The following is a 17242-nucleotide window of genomic DNA, read 5'->3' as shown; positions in this document are numbered from 1 at the left end:
ATGGCCTCGGGGCCGCCGGCCAGGCCGAGCAGTTCCACCTCGAAGCACAGCGTCGCGTTCGGCGGGATCACGCCACCGGCGCCGCGTGCGCCATAGCCCATGGCCGCCGGGATGATCAGCGTGCGCTTGCCGCCGATCTTCATGCCCTGCACGCCTTCGTCCCAGCCCTTGATGACCATGCCGGCGCCCAGCTCGAACTCGAAGGGGTCGCTGCGGTCCAGGCTGGAGTCGAACTTGGTGGTCTTGGCGCCGTCGACCCAGAGCCAGCCGGTGTAGTGCACGGTGACGTCCTGGCCGGCCAGCGCCTGCTTGCCGTCGCCTTCGGCGGTGTCTTCAAACTGCAGGCCGCTGGGGGTGGTGTTCATGGGGGAATCCTTGAGTTGCCGGAGAAAGGCGGGGATTGTCGCCGGGCAGACTGTGCCCTGCGACTCACACCGGATCGCCGGACATTGCATTGGTAACCCATGGTGTTCGTGGCTGGCTGCAATGAGGGTCAATCCGAAATCGCCGCGCTGATGGCCCGCCATCGTTCGATGGCTTGCACCAGCAGGTCGCCGAGTGGCATCAGCCGCGTGTCGACGTGCAGGCCCAGTCGCATGCAGGCCTCGCGCAACCGTGCGGCGGGGTCGGCAAGATCAACCGCCGCCGCCCCGTTTTGCTTGGACAGCTTGTGCCCATCCGCCGCCAGCACCAGCGGCGTGTGCAGATAGCGCGGCGTGACGAAGCCCAGCGCCCGCTGCAGCGCGATCTGGCGGGGCGTGTTGTCGGCCAGGTCTTCGCCGCGGACGACGTCGGTGATGCCTTGTTCGGCGTCATCGACGACGACGGCGAGCTGGTAGGCCCAGAGGCCGTCGGCGCGCTTCAGCACGAAGTCGCCGACTTCGGTTTCGAGGTCTTGCGACTGCGCGCCTAGGCGGCGGTCATGCCAGTCAATGGACCCTTCGACGCGAAAGCGCCAGGCGCGCACGGGTCGGCCGTTCGTGCCGCCCTTGTCCGGTCGGCAGGTGCCGGGGTAGATCAGCTCGCCGTGCTTGGGGCGTGGGCCCGCCGCCGCCGCGATCTCCGCGCGGGTGCAGGCGCAGCCATAGGCGTGGCCGGAGGCGATGAGCCGGTCCAGCGCCGCCTGGTAGAGGTCGCCACGGCGGGACTGCCAGACGTGTGGCTCATCGGCCACCAAACCAAGAGCCGCGAGCTGGCCGAGGATGACCTCATCCATGCCCGGCGGGCAGCGCGGGCCGTCGACATCTTCGATGCGCACCAGCCACTGGCCGCCCTGCGCTCGCGCATCCAGCCAGCTTGCGAGCGCGGCGACCAGCGAGCCCGCGTGCAGCGGGCCGGTGGGCGAGGGGGCGAAGCGGCCTCGGTACGACGTCATCAGAGCAACAACCCCTCGTGCTGCTCCAACAGCGCCTTGCGCGTTGTCTCGCTGCGCAGCCTGTCCAGCCACCACGCCAGCGCCTTGCCCGGCGCCTGGCCCGTCTCGCGCCACGCGTAGTGCATCTGGCCCGTGCGCCGGCCTTCGTAGGTGGCCTTGCGCACGAGGCGACCGGCCTCCACATGCCGGCGCACCATGGGCGCCGGCAGGGAGCCGCAGCCCAGGCCGCGCAGCAGGGCTTCGAGCTTGGTGGCCAGCGACGGCACGGTCAGCACGTCCTGCCCGGGCAGCACGCCCACGGTGATGGGCGCCAGCAGCCGGGCGCTGTCGGCCACGGCAATGATGCGGTGTTCGGCGATCTGGCCGGCCGTCAGCGGCTCTGGCAGGTTGGCCAGCGGATGGTGGGGCGCGACGCAGAAGGCGAACTCCAGCTCGCCGCTGGGTTCGCAGTGGATATTGGCGCTCTGCAGCTGCGCCGGCACGCCGATGGCCAGGTCGGCTTGGCCGTGCAGCAAGGCCTCCCAGGTGCCGGCCAGCACCTCCACGCGCAGCTTCAGCCGCGTGGGGGGCGGGCCGCCGCCATCGATCTTCTCGGCGTAAAAGGCCTCCGTCAGGTCGAACAGGGCGCGGCGGGCGATGGCGTCGTCCACGGCCAGCGTCAGCTCGCTCTCCCAGCCGGTGGCGATGCGGCGCACGCGGTTGGCCACGGCGTCCAGTTCCTGCAGCAGGCGCCGGCCCTCCACCAGCAGTTCCTGGCCGGCGGCGGTCAGCACGGCCTGGCGCGAGCTGCGGTCGAAGAGCAGCACATCGAGCGCGTCTTCCAGTTGGCGCACGGAATAGGTCAGCGCCGACGGTACCCGGCCCATCTCGCGGGCGGCGGCGGCAAAGCTGCCGGTGCGGGCGATGGTGTCCATCATGGACAGCGCTTCAGGGGTCAGCGCGCGGCGCTTTTCTTGGGCGGTGGTCATCCTAGATGCGGCGGTTGGGCGCGCCCGAGTGGGCTGCGATGGTGCGCGCCGGCAAGGCGCGACGACGCTGCGGGCTCGCGCCCGCGAGGAGGAGCAACGCAGCAGGCGCACGCCAGCGCGGCGCAATCGGGTGTGCAGCGCTGCAGGCCGAAGTGCGGTGGTTGCCGTGTAAGACGTTCTGGGAGGGAGTCATCAGGTGCAAGCGCTGGGAAGCGGTCAACCGCCGTATCTAGGATTTGTTCAGTCTATTTGAATGGTGTCGCCAAGCCGCGCTGTCGATGAGCAGGCATGCGGCTCCTACATTGACTCCATCGACAGCAAACCAAGGAGCCCAGCATGACCACCCAACTGATCAAGTCCAGTGACCGCGGCTACGCCGACCACGGCTGGCTGAAGTCCTTCCACAGCTTCTCCTTCGCCGACTACTACGACCCGGCACGCATGGGCTTTGGCCCGCTGCGCGTCATCAACGAAGACAAGGTCGCCGCCGACAAGGGCTTTGGCACGCATGGCCACCGCGACATGGAGATCATCAGCTACGTGCTCTCCGGTGAGCTGGCGCACAAGGACAGCATGGGCAATGGCGAGGCGGGCGGCGCCAACGCGGGCGTCATCCGCCCGGGTGACGTGCAGCGCATGAGCGCCGGCACCGGCGTGATGCACAGCGAGTTCAACCATGCGAAGGAGACGACGCATTTCCTGCAGATCTGGATCCAGCCCGACCAGCGCGGCATTGCGCCCAGCTACGAGCAGAAGCACTTCGACGCCGATTCCAAGCGCGGCAAGCTGCGCCTGGTGGCGGCCAACGACGGTGCGGAGGGCTCGGTGACGATCCACGCCAACGCGCGCCTGTATGCCGGCCTGTTCGATGGCGCTGAAGCTGCCGAACTGGACCTCGCACCGGGTCGCATTGCCTACATTCACGTCGTGCGTGGCGCGCTTACCGCAAACGGGCAAGACCTGACGGCGGGTGATGCCTTGCAAGTTCGACAAACATCGCGCCTCGCTTTGAGCGCGGGCCATGATGCCGAGGTGCTGGTCTTCGACCTGGCAGCCTGAATCTCACCAACCACAGAGGAACACCCCATGAGCAAGATCGTTGTCGTCTACCACTCCGGCTACGGCCACACCAAGCGCATCGCCGAGACCGTGGCTGAGAGCGCCAGCGCGCAGCTGATCGCCGTCGACGCCGAGGGCAATGTCAGCGACGCGGACTGGGAAGCCCTGGCTGCGGCCGATGCCATCGTCTTCGGCAGCCCGACCTACATGGGCAGCGTGAGCTGGCAGTTCAAGAAGTTTGCGGACGCCTCCAGCAAGGTCTGGTTCGGCCAGGGCTGGAAGGACAAGCTGGCCGCCGGCTTCACGAACAGCGCATCCATGAACGGCGACAAGCTGTCGACGCTGCACTACCTGTTCACGCTCAGCCAGCAGCACTCGATGCTGTGGGTGGGTACCGGCCTGATGCCGGCCAACAAGAAGAACTCGACGCGTGACGACATCAACTACGTGGCCTCCTTCGGCGGCCTGATGACGACCTCGCCGAGCGACGCCGCGCCTGCCGAAATGGCGGACGGCGACTTCGCCACGGCCAGGGCCTTCGGCGAGCGCATCAAGGCCGTCGCCGCACGCCTCTCGCGTTAAACCAGCCCCAGATCGCGCGCACTGGCCCCGGGGAAGATCGTGGCCAGCTGCGCGTCGTTCAGGCCGTACATGCGCTTGAACAGGCCGCCGAACAGCGCGCGGTACTCGTTGAGCACGGCGTAATCGCGGTTCTGGAACAGCGTGGCGGCCTTCACCTCCACCTGCTCGCCCGCTATGCGGCCGCCCTTCACGCCGCCGCCCAGCACCCAGTAGGCGCTGCCGTGGCCGTGGTCGGTGCCGCGGTTGCCGTTCTCACGGAAGGTGCGGCCGAATTCGCTGACGACGACGACGACGGTGTTGCCCCACTGCGGCCCCATCTCGTCGGCAAACAGCGCCAGGCCGCGGCCCAGCTCGCCGAGCTTGGTGGCCAGTTGCCCTGTGGCGCCGCCTTCGCCGACATGCGTGTCCCAGCCGCCGACGTCGATGAAGCCGAGCGTGACGCGCTCGCGCATCAGGCGGGCAATGCGCCGCGCCTCCAGCGCAAAGCCCTTGGCGGCGATGGCGCCGCGGCTGGCGGCTTCCATCTCGCCGGCCATCTCGCGCGAGACCTCCTCGCGCACCTCGAAGCCGCCGGTCACCGTGCTGGCCAGCCGCGTGTTGGCGTACATGCCGGCAATCGTCTGCGCCTGGGCCGCGTTGATGGCCGGCTTGCCCAGGTCGCGTAGCGCCTGGTTGGCCACGGGCAGCTCGCCGCGCAGGATCAGCGGCACCTGGTCGGTGAAGGCCATGGCTTCGAGCCTTGAGCCCGCGCCAAGCACGCCGGCCAGCCGGTTCATGAAGCCACTGCGAAAGTCTCGTGACCCCTCGTCGGCCTGGCCCAGCTCGATGTGGTCCTGCGTCTCGAAATGGCTGCGCGACGCATCGTTGGTGCCCGCAAACGGCACGAAGGCCGCCTGGCCCTTGAGCCACAGCGGGTGGATGCTGTCGGCCACGGCCGGCGCCAGGCCCCAGTTGGCGTCCAGCGGGAGCGCGTCCTTCTTGGCGATGGCGATGTTGGGCCGGGCCTCGTAGTAAAAGCTCGACGACGTGGGCACCAGCAGGTTGGCCGCGTCGTAGGCGCCGCGCAGGAAGACGACGAGCAGGCGCGGTGAGTCCGGCGCTGCAGCCCAGAGTCGCGTGGGCAATGCAGCAGCGCCGAGGCCGAGTTGCAGCAATAGACGTCGGTCCATCTTGTTCACCTGTGCATGAAATCGGGCGAGGCCAGCAGGTAGGTGTTCCATTCCTGCGGCGACGTGGCGGTGTTGAGGGCCTGCTGTGTGGCCGCGGCCAGGCGTGGCGCGATGCCTTCGTAGTAGAGCGGGTGGGCGATCTGCGGGAAGGCAGGCCGGTCCTTGGGCTCGCCCTCGACCTTGAAGAGGCCGGCGCTGCCGCTGCCGATGGCGCGGGCGATCTCGAAGCGCGTTGTCATCTGGCCCGGCCCTGCCCAGGCGTTCTCGTCCAGCGGGTAGCCGTCGGGCGTCTGGCGGTTGTAGGGCGCCTGGCCCAGGCGGTAGAGCCAGCCGATCATCGGGCCCGTGTTCAGCACCACCTTGTCGGCATAGGCCAGCCGCACGGCGGAGACGACGTAGTGCGTCGGGTCCTTGAACTTGCGGGCCAGCGACGCCTCGAACTCGGGCGAGCCGATCATGGCGCGCAGCACCTCGTCGATGCGGCCATCGCTCTGCTGCCAGCGCTCGGCCATGCGCTCCACCAGCGCCGGCGGCGGCTCGTCGGCGACGAAATACTGGGCCAGCTTGCGCGACACGAAGCGGGCCGTGCTCGGGTGTTTGGCCAGCAGGTCCAGCACCTGGTTCAGCTCGGCCTCACCCTGGCCCTTGACGGTGATGCCCAGCAACTGCTTGTCGCCGAAGTCATGACGTGCGGGGTTGAACTCCATCAGCCCGTCGCGGCGGTAGCGGGCCTCCTGCTCGGGCTTGAGCTTGGGTTTGTTGTCGGTCAGGTTCACGCCCAGGCCGGTCAGCACGCGGGCCAGCTCCTGCACATCCTTCTGGCTGTAGCCGCCGCCCACGCCCAGGGTGTGCAGCTCCAGCAGCTCTCGGGCGTAGTTCTCGTTGATGCGGTTGGTGGCGTTCTGCTCGTTGTCGAGGTAGCGCAGCATGGCCGGGTGGTGGGCCGTGTAGCCGAGTAGGTCGCGAAACGTGCCGAGCGAGCGCTCGCGCAGCCCTTGCTCGTAGTCGCTCACCATGACGCGCAGGTTGCTCTTGAACTGGTGCACGTTGAAGTGGTTGAACCAGAACCAGGTCATCTGCTCCTGCACCTGGCGGGGCGAGTACAGCGCCTGCAGCAGCTGCCGGGCCGATGCCTCGCGGGCCAGCTTGGTCAGCGCCTGCTGGTAGTTCTTCTGCGCTTCCGCCTTCGCCATGTCGTCGGTCAGCGCGTCGGCGGCCTTGCGCTGGGCTTCCATGCGCTGCACCAGCGGCAGCAGCGGTTCATGGATGGCGAGCGCCTGGATCTGCGTCTGTGCGGCCTCGGGCAGCGTGACGGAGGCGCCTGGCTGGAGCTGAGCGTCCAGCCAGGCAGCCCGGCCTTGGCGGCGCACGGCTGCCAGGTCCGCACTGCTGGCGCCCCAAGTGAGACGGTCCAGCCAAAGCGTGTCTTGGGCTGGACCGTGTGCGGGGGTGGCCGGTGGCGGCGCGGTGGCGCAGCCAAGCAGGCTAAGGAGTAGTGCGGTGCTGAGTGCGAGGTTTCTCATGGCGGCCTCATGATGAGGCCGCTCAACGCCTGATGTCGAGACGGGGATGACCGGAGCAACAAGACTTCACATCTTGTCGTTCCAGTCAGTCGGCGCGTTACTTCGAACCCGGTGCGTAGATCTGGTCGAACACGCCGCCGTCGTCGAAGTGAGCCTTCTGCGCCTGGCGCCAGGTGCCGAAGTACTCCTCGAGCGTGAACAGCTTGACCGCGCCGAACTGCTTGGCGTACTTGGCCGCGACCTTGGCGTCACGCGGGCGGTAGTAGTTCTGCGCAGCGATTTCCTGGCCTTCAGGGCTGTACAGGTAGTTCAGGTAAGCCTCGGCTTGCTTGCGCGTGCCGCGCTTGTCGACGACCTTGTCGACGATGGCCACCGGCGGTTCGGCCAGGATGGACACGCTGGGCGTGACGATCTCGAACTTGTCCGGGCCCAGTTCCTTGACGGCCAGGAAGGCTTCGTTTTCCCAGGCGATCAGCACGTCGCCGATGCCGCGTTCAACGAAGGTCGTCGTCGAGCCGCGCGCGCCCGAGTCCAGCACCTTGGTGTTGGCGTAGATGCGCTTGACGAAGTCCTGGGCGGAAGCCGGCGTGCCGCCGTTCTTCAGCGCATAGCCCCAGGCGGCCAGATAGTTCCAGCGTGCACCGCCGCTGGTCTTGGGGTTGGGCGTGATGACCTCGACGCCGCTGCGGGCCAGGTCGGGCCAGTTGTTGATCTTCTTCGGGTTGCCCTTGCGCACCAGGAAGACGATGGTCGACGTGTAGGGGCTGGCATTGCTGGGCAGCTTCTTCTGCCAGTCCAGCGGCAGCAGCTTGTGGTCGGCCACAGCGTCGATGTCATAGGCCAGGGCCAGCGTGACGACGTCGGCTTCCAGACCGTCGATGACCGCGCGGGCCTGCTTGCCGGAGCCGCCGTGCGAGGCCTTGATGCTGATGGTCTCGCCGGTCTTGGCCTTCCAGTTGGCGGCGAAGGCCTTGTTGAAGTCCTGGTACAGCTCGCGCGTCGGGTCGTACGAGACGTTGAGCAGCGTGGTCTGTGCGAGGGCGCCGGTGGCGGCGAGGGCGAAGGTGAGGGCGGTGAGGATGCGGCGCATGGTTTTGGAGTTAGGGAGGGAGCGGTTCACTCTAGGGATGAGAGATGGGCTGGGCAAAGAAGTTGTTGGCGCAAGCTCATGCGGCTTTCGACCACGCCAGCACGGGCTCGGCGGCCACAGTGGGCAGCTCATGGCGGGCGGCGTCCACAACCTCGCGCCGCAGCGGCGAGGCGAAGGTCTGGATGAACTCGTAGACGTAGTCGCGCAGATAGGCACTGCGGCGCACGGCCAGGCGGGTCATGTTGTCCTCGAACAGGTGGCGAGCGTCGATGGCGCGCAGGAAGCGGTCGCGCTCCTCGTCGAAGGCGATGGCCGCGACGATGCCCACGCCCAGGCCCAGCTCCACATAGGTCTTGATGACGTCCGCGTCCATGGCGCTGAGCACGATGTGGGGCGTGAGCTGCGCGGCGGCAAAGGCGTCGTCGATGTGCGAGCGGCCGGTGTAGCCGGGCTCGTAGGTGACGATGGGGAACTGCGCCAGCCGGGCCAGCGTCAGCGGGCCGTCCAGCAGCGGGTGGTCGGGCGGCACGACGACCGAGTGCGTCCAGCGGTAGCAGGGCAGGGCGACCAGTTCGGGGTATTGGGCCAGCGCCTCGGTGGCGATGCCCACGTCGGCCTCGCCGTCGAGCAGCAGGCGCGCGATCTGTTGCGGCGAGCCCTGTTGAAGATGCAGGCTGACGTCGGGGTGATGGGCGCGGAAGTCGCGCACGGCAGGCGGCAGCGCGTAGCGCGCCTGGCTATGCGTGGCGGCAATGCGCAGGCGGCCGCTGCCGGCCTGGGCGAAGTCGTCGGCGGCGCGCTTGAGATTCTCGGCCTCCTGCAGCAGGCGCTCGATGACGGGCAGCACCTGCTCGCCGGGCTCGGTCAGGCCGGTGAGGCGCTTGCCCACACGCACGAAGAGTTCGATGCCCAGCTCATCCTCCAGCTCGCGGATCTGGCGGCTGACGCCGGGTTGCGAGGTGTGCAGGGCCTGAGCGACTTCGGTCAGGTTGAAGCCGCGGCGCTGGGCCTCACGGACGGATCGGAGTTGCTGGAAGTTCATGCGGCGCGATTCTGCGAACTGCGATCACTTCTGTCGTCGAACCATTCGCCATATCGTTATGCACTTCGTGGTGGTGTCGGGCGGTTTTGACGCACCTACAGTTGGCTGTCCCCAAAGGAGCACCGTATGCATAAAGAAGCCATCCCGGCCCAGGCCTGGGCCTTGTTCGACCGCTACGTGCATGGCGACCTCAGCCGGCGCGGTTTTCTGGATCAGGCGGCCGTCTTTGCTGGCGGCCCTGCGGGCGCCGCCGCGCTGTTGACGGCGCTGAGCCCGAACTTCGCTTCCGCGCAGCGGGTCAAGCCCGACGACTCGCGCCTCGCCACCCGCCGCCATGCGTTCCCTTCACCGGACGGCAACGGCCAGGTCCAGGGCTACCTGGTGAAGCCGTTCAGTGCCACCGGCAAGCTGCCGGCCGTGCTGGTCATCCACGAGAACCGCGGACTGAACCCGCACATCGAGGACATCGCCAGGCGCGTGGCCTTGGCCGGCTACGTGGCCTTCGCACCCGACGCGCTGGCGCCGCTGGGCGGCTATCCAGGCGACGAGGACAAGGCGCGCGAACTCTTCGGCAAGCTCGACCCGGCCAAGGCCCGCGCCGACATCGTGGCCGCGGCGCGAGGCCTGCTCACCTTGCCGGACGCCAATGGCAAGGTCGGTGCCGTTGGCTTCTGCTGGGGTGGCTCGCTGGCCAACCACGTGGCGACGCAGGTACCCGAGCTGGCCGTGGCCGTGCCCTTCTACGGCGGTGCACCGGCGCTGGAAGACGTGCCGCGCATCAAGGCGCGGCTGCTGCTGCACTACGCGGGCAACGACGAGCGCGTGAACGCCAGCTGGCCGGCCTACGAGGCTGCGCTCAAGGCCGCCGGTGTGCGCTACGAGGCCTTCACCTATGCAGGCGCGCAGCACGGCTTCAACAACGACACGACGCCGCGTTTCGACCCCGCATCTGCCCAGCTGGCGTGGGAGCGCACGCTGGCCGTGTTCAAGGCAACGTTGGCGTAGACCTCAAACAGCAAAGGCCCACTCGCGGAACTCCGCGTGGCGGGGCCGCTGCTCGGCGGCATGACGCGCCTTTGCGGCTTCGACCCAGCTCTTGGCAGCCGGCAGCGGCCCGAAGTCTGCCTCGGCATTGATGTGGCCGACGTTGCCCAGGTTGCTGTAGCTGGCGCCCCAGCGGTGGGCCCAACGGGCGGCGCTGGCGGCGCTCATCCAGGGGTCATTGCTGCTGGCCATCAGGCGTGAGCGGCGCAGCAGGCGGTGGTGGGGCAGCGCTTCGGCCAGCCCGAACTTGTCGGGCTCGGCCGGTGCCACGAATAGGGCCTCGCGGATGGGCGAGTCGGGGTGATCGGCCAGGTGTTTTGCCAGGGCGAGGCAGCCGAAGCTGTGTGCGACGGCCAGCCATTCGCCTTCGCCGGCGACCTCCAGCACGCGCTGGATGCGCTCGGCCCAGCGCTCCAGCTCGGGTCGGCTGGGGTCGCGCTGCGTGACGCGGCGGGCGTCTCGGTACTGGCCCTGCAGCCAGGTCTGCCAATGCGCGGGGCCGCTGTCGTGCAGGCCCGGGATGATGAGGACGCGGGGCGGGCTGTAGGGCATGGTGGGCTCCTCGTCAGAGCGTCGCGATGGACACCTCGGTGGACTTGACGAGGGCGACGACTTCACGGCCGACCTCCAGCCCCAGGTCCTTGACCGAGCGCGTCGTGATGACGGAGGTGACGATGTCGCCGTTGCGGGTGAGGACGTCGACTTCGGAGACGACCGGGCCTTCGATGATTTCCTTGACGGTGCCGCGGAACTGGTTGCGCACGTTGATGGCAGTGATGCTCATGGGGACTCCTGGATGGGGAGTCTTCAGTGTGCTTAGCGTGGTTGGGTTAGGGAACGAAGCGTTTTGCAGCTGGGCATGCGTAGGGCGAGGAAGGGGGGGCTTTTGTTGTTTGCCGCTGCGAAGCAGCGTGGCTGCTCGCTGCATTGCCGGGAGTCCCGCCCGGCGGCGGGGTAACTTTCTTCTGCGGGGCCAGAAGAAAGTCACCAAAGAAGAGGCCCTGAACCGCACACGAGCGCGATGCCGCCATGAGCGGCGCGCGAAAACAGCCGATGCGTTTGCGGGCAGACGCGAGCCGCTGCGCTCTCGCTGCTGTCCTTGTGACGAGTGCCATAGCGCGCCCCTTCACGCCGCCTAACGCCGGCTGCACGCCGKGCTCACCGGGAAATGCCACGTCGCTGGGGCGACGCTCCCGTGGATGCTGCGCAGTGATCGCGTCGCCCGAGCGACGCTGTCTTCGGTATTACTCGTGAGCACGGCGTGCAGCCGCGCGTTAGGCGGCCCGCTGTGGCAATGGATGGTGCTCGTGACAAGGACAGCAGCGAGAGCGCAGCGGCTCGCGTCTTCCCACTCACCCACCGGCTGTTGCACGGCGCAGCTCGTGCATGTGGTGCTCGTGTGCGGTTCAGGGCCTCTTCTTTGGTGACTTTCTTCTGGCCCCGCAGAAGAAAGTTACCCGGCCGCCGGGACGGACTCCCGGCAATGCACCGAGTCGAACAGGCCCCACGCAAAAGCAACCCAGTCCTTGCCAGAAGACGACCCTAAATCCCCGCCCCAGCCTCAAACAAACTCAGCCTCGCAGCACTCAACTTCACCCGCTGCCCCCCCCGCAAGCTCAACGCCTCCGCCTGCTCCCGCGTCAGCTCCGCTTCCAGCGGCTGCCCATCCGGCCCGATCAGCTCAACCCGAGCACTCGCCCCAAACGACAGCACCCGCTCCACGGTGGCGGCAAGACCCGGCGCCGACTCATCCGTCAGGATCTGCAACTCGTGCGGCCGCGCATACGCCTGCACCTCGCCATCCCCATGCGCGCCGGCATGCGGCAACTGGTGCTCGCCCATGTGCAGCACGCCGCCGCGCGCCTGGCCAACGAAGCGGTTCACCGCACCCAGGAAGCCATACACGAAAGGCGTCGCCGGCCGCTCATAGACCTCCTGCGGCGTGCCGACCTGCTCGACGCGGCCGTGGTCCATCAGCACGATGCGGTCGGCCACTTCCAGGGCTTCGTCCTGGTCGTGCGTGACGAAGATGCTGGTGATGTGCAGCTCGTCGTGCAGGCGGCGCAGCCAGCGGCGCAGCTCCTTGCGGACCTTGGCGTCCAGTGCGCCAAAGGGCTCGTCCAGCAGCAACACGCGCGGCTCTACCGCGAGGGCTCGGGCGAGGGCAATGCGCTGGCGCTGGCCACCCGACAGCTGCGGCGGGAAGCGGTCGCCCAGCCAGTCCAACTGCACCAGCTTGAGCAGCTCGGTCACGCGCTTCTTGATCTCGGTCTCGGGCAGGCGCTGCTTGCGTGGCTTCACGCGCAGGCCGAAAGCGACGTTGTCGAACACCGTCATGTGGCGGAACAGCGCGTAATGCTGGAACACGAAGCCGACCTGGCGCTCGCGCACATGGGTGTCGGAGGCATCTTGCCCATCAAGCAGCACGCGGCCGCGGTCGGCCTGCTCCAGGCCGGCAATGATGCGCAGCAGCGTCGTCTTGCCGCAGCCCGAGGGGCCGAGCAGGGCGACGAGTTCGCCGGTCGGGAAGTCCAGCGAGACGTCACCCAACGCGGTGAAGTTGCCGAAGCTCTTGTGGATGTTCTGAACCTGGATACCCATCACTTGTTCCCGTGCGACTGGCTGGCTTGCCACTCGATGAATTGCTTGATCACCAACGTCACCAGCGCCAGCAGCGCCAGCAGCGACGCGACGGCGAAGGCGGCCGCGAACTGGTACTCGTTGTAGAGAATCTCGACGTGCAGCGGCAGCGTGTTGGTCAGGCCACGGATGTGGCCGGACACGACCGACACCGCGCCGAACTCGCCCATGGCGCGTGCATTGCAGAGGATGACGCCGTACAGCAGGCCCCACTTGATGTTGGGCAGCGTGACGCGGCGGAAGGTCTGCCAACCGCTGGCGCCCAGCACCGTGGCGGCCTCTTCCTCGTCCTTGCCCTGGGCCTGCATCAGCGGGATCAGCTCACGCGCGACGAAGGGGAAGGTCACGAACACGGTGGCCAGCACGATGCCCGGCACGGCGAAGATGATCTTCACGTCGTGGGCCTGCAGCCAGGGTCCGAACCAGCCCTGCGCGCCGAAGATCAGCACATACATCAGGCCCGCCACGACGGGTGAGACCGAGAAGGGCAGGTCGATGAACGTGATCAGCAACTGCTTGCCGCGGAAGTCGTGCTTGGCGATCAGCCAGGACGCGCTGAGGCCGAACACGAGGTTCAGCGGCACTGCCACGGCTGCTGCGATCAGCGTGAGCTTGATGGCCGAGAAGGTCTCCTCGTCGGCCAGCGACGAGAAGTACATCGCCCAGCCCTTGCGCAGCGCTTCGGTGAACACGGCCACCAAAGGCAGCAGCAGGAAGACGGCGAAGAAGGTCAGGCCCAGCGCGAGCAGCGTGAAGCGCACAGCGGGGGACTCGCGCGTGGCCGGGTTGTCCTGGTACTTGGCGCGAGCGCGAGCGGGCGCCAGATGAAGTGCGGCGCTCATTTGCGGCCACCTCGCTGCGAACTCCAGGCCTGCAGGCCGTTGATGATGAGCAGCAGCACGAAGCTGACGATCAGCATCACCGCCGCAATCGCGGTGGCGCCGACATAGTCGTACTGCTCCAGCTTGGCGATGATCATCAGCGGCGTGATCTCGCTCACCATCGGGATGTTGCCGGCGATGAAGATCACAGAGCCGTACTCGCCGACGGCGCGCGCAAAGGCCAGCGCGAAGCCGGTCAGCAGGGCTGGCAGCAACGTGGGCAGCACCACGTAGCGGAAGGTCGTCCAGCGTTGCGCGCCCAATGAGGCGGCGGCTTCTTCAAGCTCGGTCTCCATGTCCTCCAGCACCGGCTGCACCGTGCGCACGATGAAGGGCAGGCCGATGAAGATCAGCGCCAGCAGGATGCCCAGCGGCGTGAAAGCGATCTTGAGGCCGGCGTCACCGAACAGGAAGGCCAGCGAGCCACCCGGGGCGAACAGCGAGCCGACCCAGCCGTTGGGCGCGTACAGGGCGGTCAGCGCGATGCCGGCGACGGCGGTGGGCAGGGCGAAGGGCAGGTCGATGAGGGCGTCGACCAGCTTCTTGCCCGGGAACTCATAGCGCACGATGCACCAGGCCAGGATGAGGCCGAAGAAGAGGTTGATGAAGGCGGCGATCAGCGAGGCACCGAAGCTCAACTTGTACGAAGCCATCACGCGCGGCGACGTGGCCGCGRCCCAGAAGGCATCGAAGCCGTGGCCCGATGACTTCAGGAACACCGCGATCAGCGGGATCAGCACGATCAGCGACAGATAGAACAGCGTGAAGCCGAGCGTGGGCGCAAAGCCCGGCAGCACGCGGCGGCGAGTGAAGGGCAGGCGGATGCCGGCCCGCACCGGCGCCAGGTCGGCGGTCGGCGCCGTGGTGGCAGGTGTGCTCAACGCTTGATCCCTGCCATCACCTGATCGAACGTGCCGCCGTCGGCGAAATGCGTCTTGCTGACCTTGGCCCAGCCGCCCAGCGTCTGGTCGACGGTGAAGAGCTTGATGTTGGCGAAGCGCTGTGCGTGCTTCTTGAAGATGGCCGGATCGCGCGGGCGGAAGTTGTTCTTGGCGATGATCTCTTGCGCCTCGGGCGTCCAGTGGAAGTCCAGGTAGGCCTTGGCCAGCGCGGCGTTGCCCTTCTTGGTGGCGACCTTGTCGACGATGGCCACCGGCGCATCGGTCTCGATGGAGATGCTGGGGTTGACCTGCTCGAACTGGCCCTTGCCGAACTCGTTCTCGATCAGCTCCACCTCGGCCTCGAAGGTGACGAGCACGTCACCGATGCCGCGCTGCGTGAAGGTGGTGGTGGCGCCGCGGCCGCCGCCGTCAAGCACGGGCACATTGGTCAGCACCTTGGTGACCAGCTCCTTGGCCTGGGCGTCCGTGCCGCCGGTGGCCAGCACGCTGCCCCAGATGGCCAGGTAGCTGTAGCGGCCGTTGCCGGTGACCTTGGGGTTGGGCAGGATGACCTGCACGCCCGGGCGGGCCAGGTCGGTCCATTCCTTGATGCCCTTGGGGTTGCCCTTGCGCACGAGGAAGGTCATCGTCGACGAATAGGGTGCCGCGCCGTTGGGGAAACGGCTGCGCCAGTCGGCCGGCGTCAGGCCGCTGCTGGCGAGCTGGTCCACGTCGGTGGCCTGGTTCATCGTCACCACGTCGGCCTCCAGGCCGCTGATGACAGCGCCGATCTGCTTGCTGGAGCCGCCATGGCTCTGGTTGACGGTCACGACCTGGCCCTTGGCCTTCTGCGCGGCGACGAAGGCGGGGTTGATCTGCTTGTAGAGCTCGCGGGCCACGTCGTAGGAGACATTGAGCAGCGCGGCATCATTGGCCAACGCCGGCATGGCGGGCAGGGCGGTGGCCGAAGCGATCAGCGCGAGCAAGGTGCGGCGGGCGGGCAGGAAGGTGGGCATGGCGGGGCCGGTCGAATGAACGAAGCCGCGAGGGTGCCTGAAGTCGCTTATTCGCGGAACGACAGTTTCCTTATTTCCTTATTCGATCTCCGGCGATGCGTGGTGCAACCCTTGCTAATCTCATGAGCATGCCCTTTGCCCTTGACCACCCCTCGACCGCTTCGCTGCTGCTGGAAAGCACGGGCGAAGGCATCTTCGGCATCGACATGGCCGGCTGCTGCACCTTCGTCAACCGCGCCGCCTGCGAGGCCCTGGGCTGGCGCACGGAGCAGGTGCTGGGCCGCAACATGCACGAGCTGATCCACCATTCGCGCGAAAGCGGCGCCCACTACCCGGAGTGCGACTGCCCCATCTTCAACGCCTTCCGCCGCGGCGATCCCTGCCGCATCGACGACGAGGTGCTGTGGCGGGCCGACGGCAGCGCCTTCCCGGCCGAGTACTCGAGCTACCCGGTCATCGAGCATGGCCAGGTGCAGGGCGCCGTCGTCACCTTCGTCGACATCTCCGCGCGGCGCCGAGCCGAGGCGCTGCTGCGCGCCAGCCATGACGAGCTGGAGCAGCGCGTGGCCGGCCGCACGGCCGAGCTGCGCGAGCTGGCCCACCACCTGGAGGCCGTGCGCGAGACCGAGCGCAAGCGCATCGCCCGCGAGATCCACGACGAGCTGGGCTCGCTGCTGGTGGCGCTGAAGATGGACCTGGACTGGCTGGCCCGCCGCGTGGGCGACCCGGCGCAGCGCGAGCCCATGGTGAGCAAATGCCAGCGCATGGGCGGGCTGGTGGACACGGCCGTCGAGGCGGTCGGCCGCATCATCACGGACCTGCGCCCCAGCATCCTTGACCACCAGGGCCTGTGGGCGGCGCTGGAGTGGCAGGCCCAGGAGTTCCAGCTCGCCGGCAGCGACGAGCGCCAGGTCGACTTCAAGATGCACATCGCCGCCGACGTGGTGCCGCCCGAGGGTGGCCTGGCCATCGCCGTGTTCCGCATCTTCCAGGAGGTGCTGTCCAACATCGCCCGGCATGCGCGCGCCAGCCATGTCGCCATTCGCATCGACGTGGACGCGCCGCCGGGGCCGGTGCTCTACCTGCAGGTGCGCGACGACGGCGTGGGCGCGGCGCCCGAGGCGCTGACCGACGCGCGCAGCTACGGCGTGCTGGGCATGCGCGAGCGGGCGGGGCACTTTGGTGGGCGGCTGGGGATAGAGAGCTTCCCGGGGCGAGGCACTACCGTCAGGCTTGTCATGCCCTTGGAGGCGCAATGATTCGAGTGCTCATCTGCGACGACCACCTCATCGTCCGCCAAGGCATCAAGCAGGTGCTGGCCGAGGCCGAGGACCTGCGCGTCGTCGGCGAGGCAGCCAACGGGCCGGACGCCATCCAGCAGGTGCGCACCGGCGGGGTCGACGTCGTGCTGCTGGACATCGCCATGCCCCAGCGTGACGGCCTGGACATCCTGAAGGCGCTGAAGTCCGAGTTCCCGCGCCTGCCGGTGCTGATGCTGTCCACCTACCCGGACCGCCAGTACGCCGTGCGCAGCTTGAAGCTCGGCGCCGCCGGCTACCTCAACAAGAGCGCCGACAGCGAACAGATGATCGACGCGGTGCGCAGCGTCGCCCGCGGCAAGCTCTTCATCACGCCCAGCGTGGCCGAGCAGCTGGCCGGCGCGGTGGGCGCAGGGGGGCGCAAGGCCGACGACGAGCAGCCCCTGCACGAGCGCTTGTCGCACCGCGAGCACCAGGTTTTCCAGCTGCTGGCCGCCGGCCGCAGCGTGGGCGAGATCGCCGAGCAGCTGGTGTTGTCGCCCAACACCGTGTCGACCTACCGCACCCGCGTGCTGGAGAAGATTGGCGTGCGCAACGACGTGGAGCTGGCGCTGTTCGCCGTGCGGATGGATCAGGTGGGATAGGGCTACTTCCATAAAAGTAAAACCGCGTTTCGTTTTGGCGCGGTACATTGCCGGCCGCATGTTTCACCG

The 17242-nt window shown here is 67.9% G+C and carries 17 protein-coding genes and 1 pseudogene; 5 read left to right on the top strand and 13 right to left on the bottom strand.

Translation table 11 applies throughout. The features are described 5' to 3' along the window. Positions 1–20: 20 nt before the first annotated feature. The 3 genes and pseudogenes from ACXRVZ_RS09130 to ACXRVZ_RS09120 all read right to left on the bottom strand — a co-directional run. Positions 21–365 (bottom strand): annotated as a pseudogene (locus tag ACXRVZ_RS09130) (FKBP-type peptidyl-prolyl cis-trans isomerase); the annotation flags it as partial. A 128-nt stretch (positions 366–493) separates the two neighbouring features. Further along, positions 494–1375, bottom strand: a complete 882-nt coding sequence (gene gluQRS / locus ACXRVZ_RS09125; RefSeq protein ID WP_457426646.1) for a tRNA glutamyl-Q(34) synthetase GluQRS — start codon at positions 1373–1375, stop codon at positions 494–496. Then, complete coding sequence (locus tag ACXRVZ_RS09120) at positions 1375–2343, bottom strand: LysR family transcriptional regulator (protein WP_457426648.1); 969 nt, start codon at positions 2341–2343, stop codon at positions 1375–1377. The genes gluQRS and ACXRVZ_RS09120 overlap by 1 nt, the downstream gene beginning before the upstream one ends. A 336-nt stretch (positions 2344–2679) precedes the next feature. On the opposite strand from ACXRVZ_RS09120, the gene ACXRVZ_RS09115 reads away from it, so the two are divergent. Together ACXRVZ_RS09115 and ACXRVZ_RS09110 are read left to right on the top strand one after the other, a co-directional pair. Further along, complete coding sequence (locus ACXRVZ_RS09115) at positions 2680–3402, top strand: pirin family protein (protein ID WP_457426650.1); 723 nt, start codon at positions 2680–2682, stop codon at positions 3400–3402. Between the two features lie 27 nt (positions 3403–3429). After that, entirely contained in the window at positions 3430–3984 is a 555-nt protein-coding gene (locus ACXRVZ_RS09110) for a flavodoxin family protein (RefSeq protein ID WP_457426652.1), read from the top strand. On the opposite strand, the gene ACXRVZ_RS09105 is transcribed toward ACXRVZ_RS09110, so the two are convergent. The 4 genes from ACXRVZ_RS09105 to ACXRVZ_RS09090 all read right to left on the bottom strand — a co-directional run bounded on the left by ACXRVZ_RS09105 (position 3981) and on the right by ACXRVZ_RS09090 (position 8808). Beyond that, positions 3981–5153 carry a DUF1501 domain-containing protein gene (locus ACXRVZ_RS09105; protein WP_457426654.1) on the bottom strand — a complete coding sequence of 391 codons (1173 nt, stop codon included), beginning with the start codon at positions 5151–5153 and terminating at the stop codon, positions 3981–3983. The genes ACXRVZ_RS09110 and ACXRVZ_RS09105 overlap by 4 nt on opposite strands. Positions 5154–5158: 5 nt before the next feature. Then, positions 5159–6676 (bottom strand): DUF1800 domain-containing protein, encoded by a 1518-nt coding sequence (locus tag ACXRVZ_RS09100; protein WP_458232319.1) that lies wholly within the window; start codon positions 6674–6676, stop codon positions 5159–5161. A 97-nt stretch (positions 6677–6773) separates the two neighbouring features. Beyond that, entirely contained in the window at positions 6774–7766 is a 993-nt protein-coding gene (locus tag ACXRVZ_RS09095; protein WP_457427975.1) for a sulfate ABC transporter substrate-binding protein, read from the bottom strand. A gap of 76 nt (positions 7767–7842) precedes the next feature. After that, complete coding sequence (locus ACXRVZ_RS09090; protein WP_457427973.1) at positions 7843–8808, bottom strand: CysB family HTH-type transcriptional regulator; 966 nt, start codon at positions 8806–8808, stop codon at positions 7843–7845. Between the two features lie 126 nt (positions 8809–8934). Here ACXRVZ_RS09090 and ACXRVZ_RS09085 point away from each other — a divergent pair, with 126 nt between their 5' ends. Then, positions 8935–9813: a dienelactone hydrolase family protein gene (locus ACXRVZ_RS09085; RefSeq protein WP_457427971.1), complete on the top strand. Its 879-nt coding sequence runs from the start codon at positions 8935–8937 to the stop codon at positions 9811–9813. Positions 9814–9816: 3 nt separating this feature from the next. Here the strand turns inward: ACXRVZ_RS09085 and ACXRVZ_RS09080 are convergent, their stop codons facing one another. The 6 genes from ACXRVZ_RS09080 to ACXRVZ_RS09055 all read right to left on the bottom strand — a co-directional run bounded on the left by ACXRVZ_RS09080 (position 9817) and on the right by ACXRVZ_RS09055 (position 15270). Further along, the gene (locus tag ACXRVZ_RS09080; protein ID WP_457427969.1) at positions 9817–10404 is read right to left on the bottom strand and encodes an RBBP9/YdeN family alpha/beta hydrolase; all 588 of its coding nucleotides are present in this window, start codon (positions 10402–10404) and stop codon (positions 9817–9819) included. A gap of 13 nt (positions 10405–10417) precedes the next feature. Next, positions 10418–10636 carry a TOBE domain-containing protein gene (locus ACXRVZ_RS09075; protein WP_457427967.1) on the bottom strand — a complete coding sequence of 73 codons (219 nt, stop codon included), beginning with the start codon at positions 10634–10636 and terminating at the stop codon, positions 10418–10420. Positions 10637–11394: 758 nt separating this feature from the next. Next, positions 11395–12453, bottom strand: coding sequence for a sulfate/molybdate ABC transporter ATP-binding protein (locus ACXRVZ_RS09070; RefSeq protein ID WP_458232318.1), 1059 nt, complete (start codon positions 12451–12453; stop codon positions 11395–11397). Beyond that, positions 12453–13334 (bottom strand): sulfate ABC transporter permease subunit CysW, encoded by an 882-nt coding sequence (gene cysW, locus ACXRVZ_RS09065; protein WP_457427963.1) that lies wholly within the window; start codon positions 13332–13334, stop codon positions 12453–12455. The genes ACXRVZ_RS09070 and cysW overlap by 1 nt, the downstream gene beginning before the upstream one ends. Further along, positions 13331–14218 (bottom strand): sulfate ABC transporter permease subunit CysT, encoded by an 888-nt coding sequence (gene cysT, locus ACXRVZ_RS09060; protein ID WP_458232336.1) that lies wholly within the window; start codon positions 14216–14218, stop codon positions 13331–13333. The genes cysW and cysT overlap by 4 nt, the downstream gene beginning before the upstream one ends. A gap of 32 nt (positions 14219–14250) precedes the next feature. Beyond that, a complete protein-coding gene (locus ACXRVZ_RS09055; protein ID WP_458232317.1) occupies positions 14251–15270 on the bottom strand; it encodes a sulfate ABC transporter substrate-binding protein in 1020 nt (339 codons plus the stop codon). Positions 15271–15392: 122 nt separating this feature from the next. On the opposite strand from ACXRVZ_RS09055, the gene ACXRVZ_RS09050 reads away from it, so the two are divergent. Together ACXRVZ_RS09050 and ACXRVZ_RS09045 are read left to right on the top strand one after the other, a co-directional pair. After that, positions 15393–16529, top strand: a complete 1137-nt coding sequence (locus ACXRVZ_RS09050) for a PAS domain S-box protein (protein ID WP_458232316.1) — start codon at positions 15393–15395, stop codon at positions 16527–16529. Further along, entirely contained in the window at positions 16526–17173 is a 648-nt protein-coding gene (locus ACXRVZ_RS09045) for a response regulator (protein WP_458232315.1), read from the top strand. Before ACXRVZ_RS09050 ends, ACXRVZ_RS09045 begins: the two co-directional genes overlap by 4 nt. Positions 17174–17242: the final 69 nt, after the last annotated feature.

The organism is Roseateles sp. P5_E8 (assembly GCF_054177665.1).
Note: the sequence above shows the minus strand (reverse complement) of the source record. Positions and strands in the feature narration are given on the sequence as shown.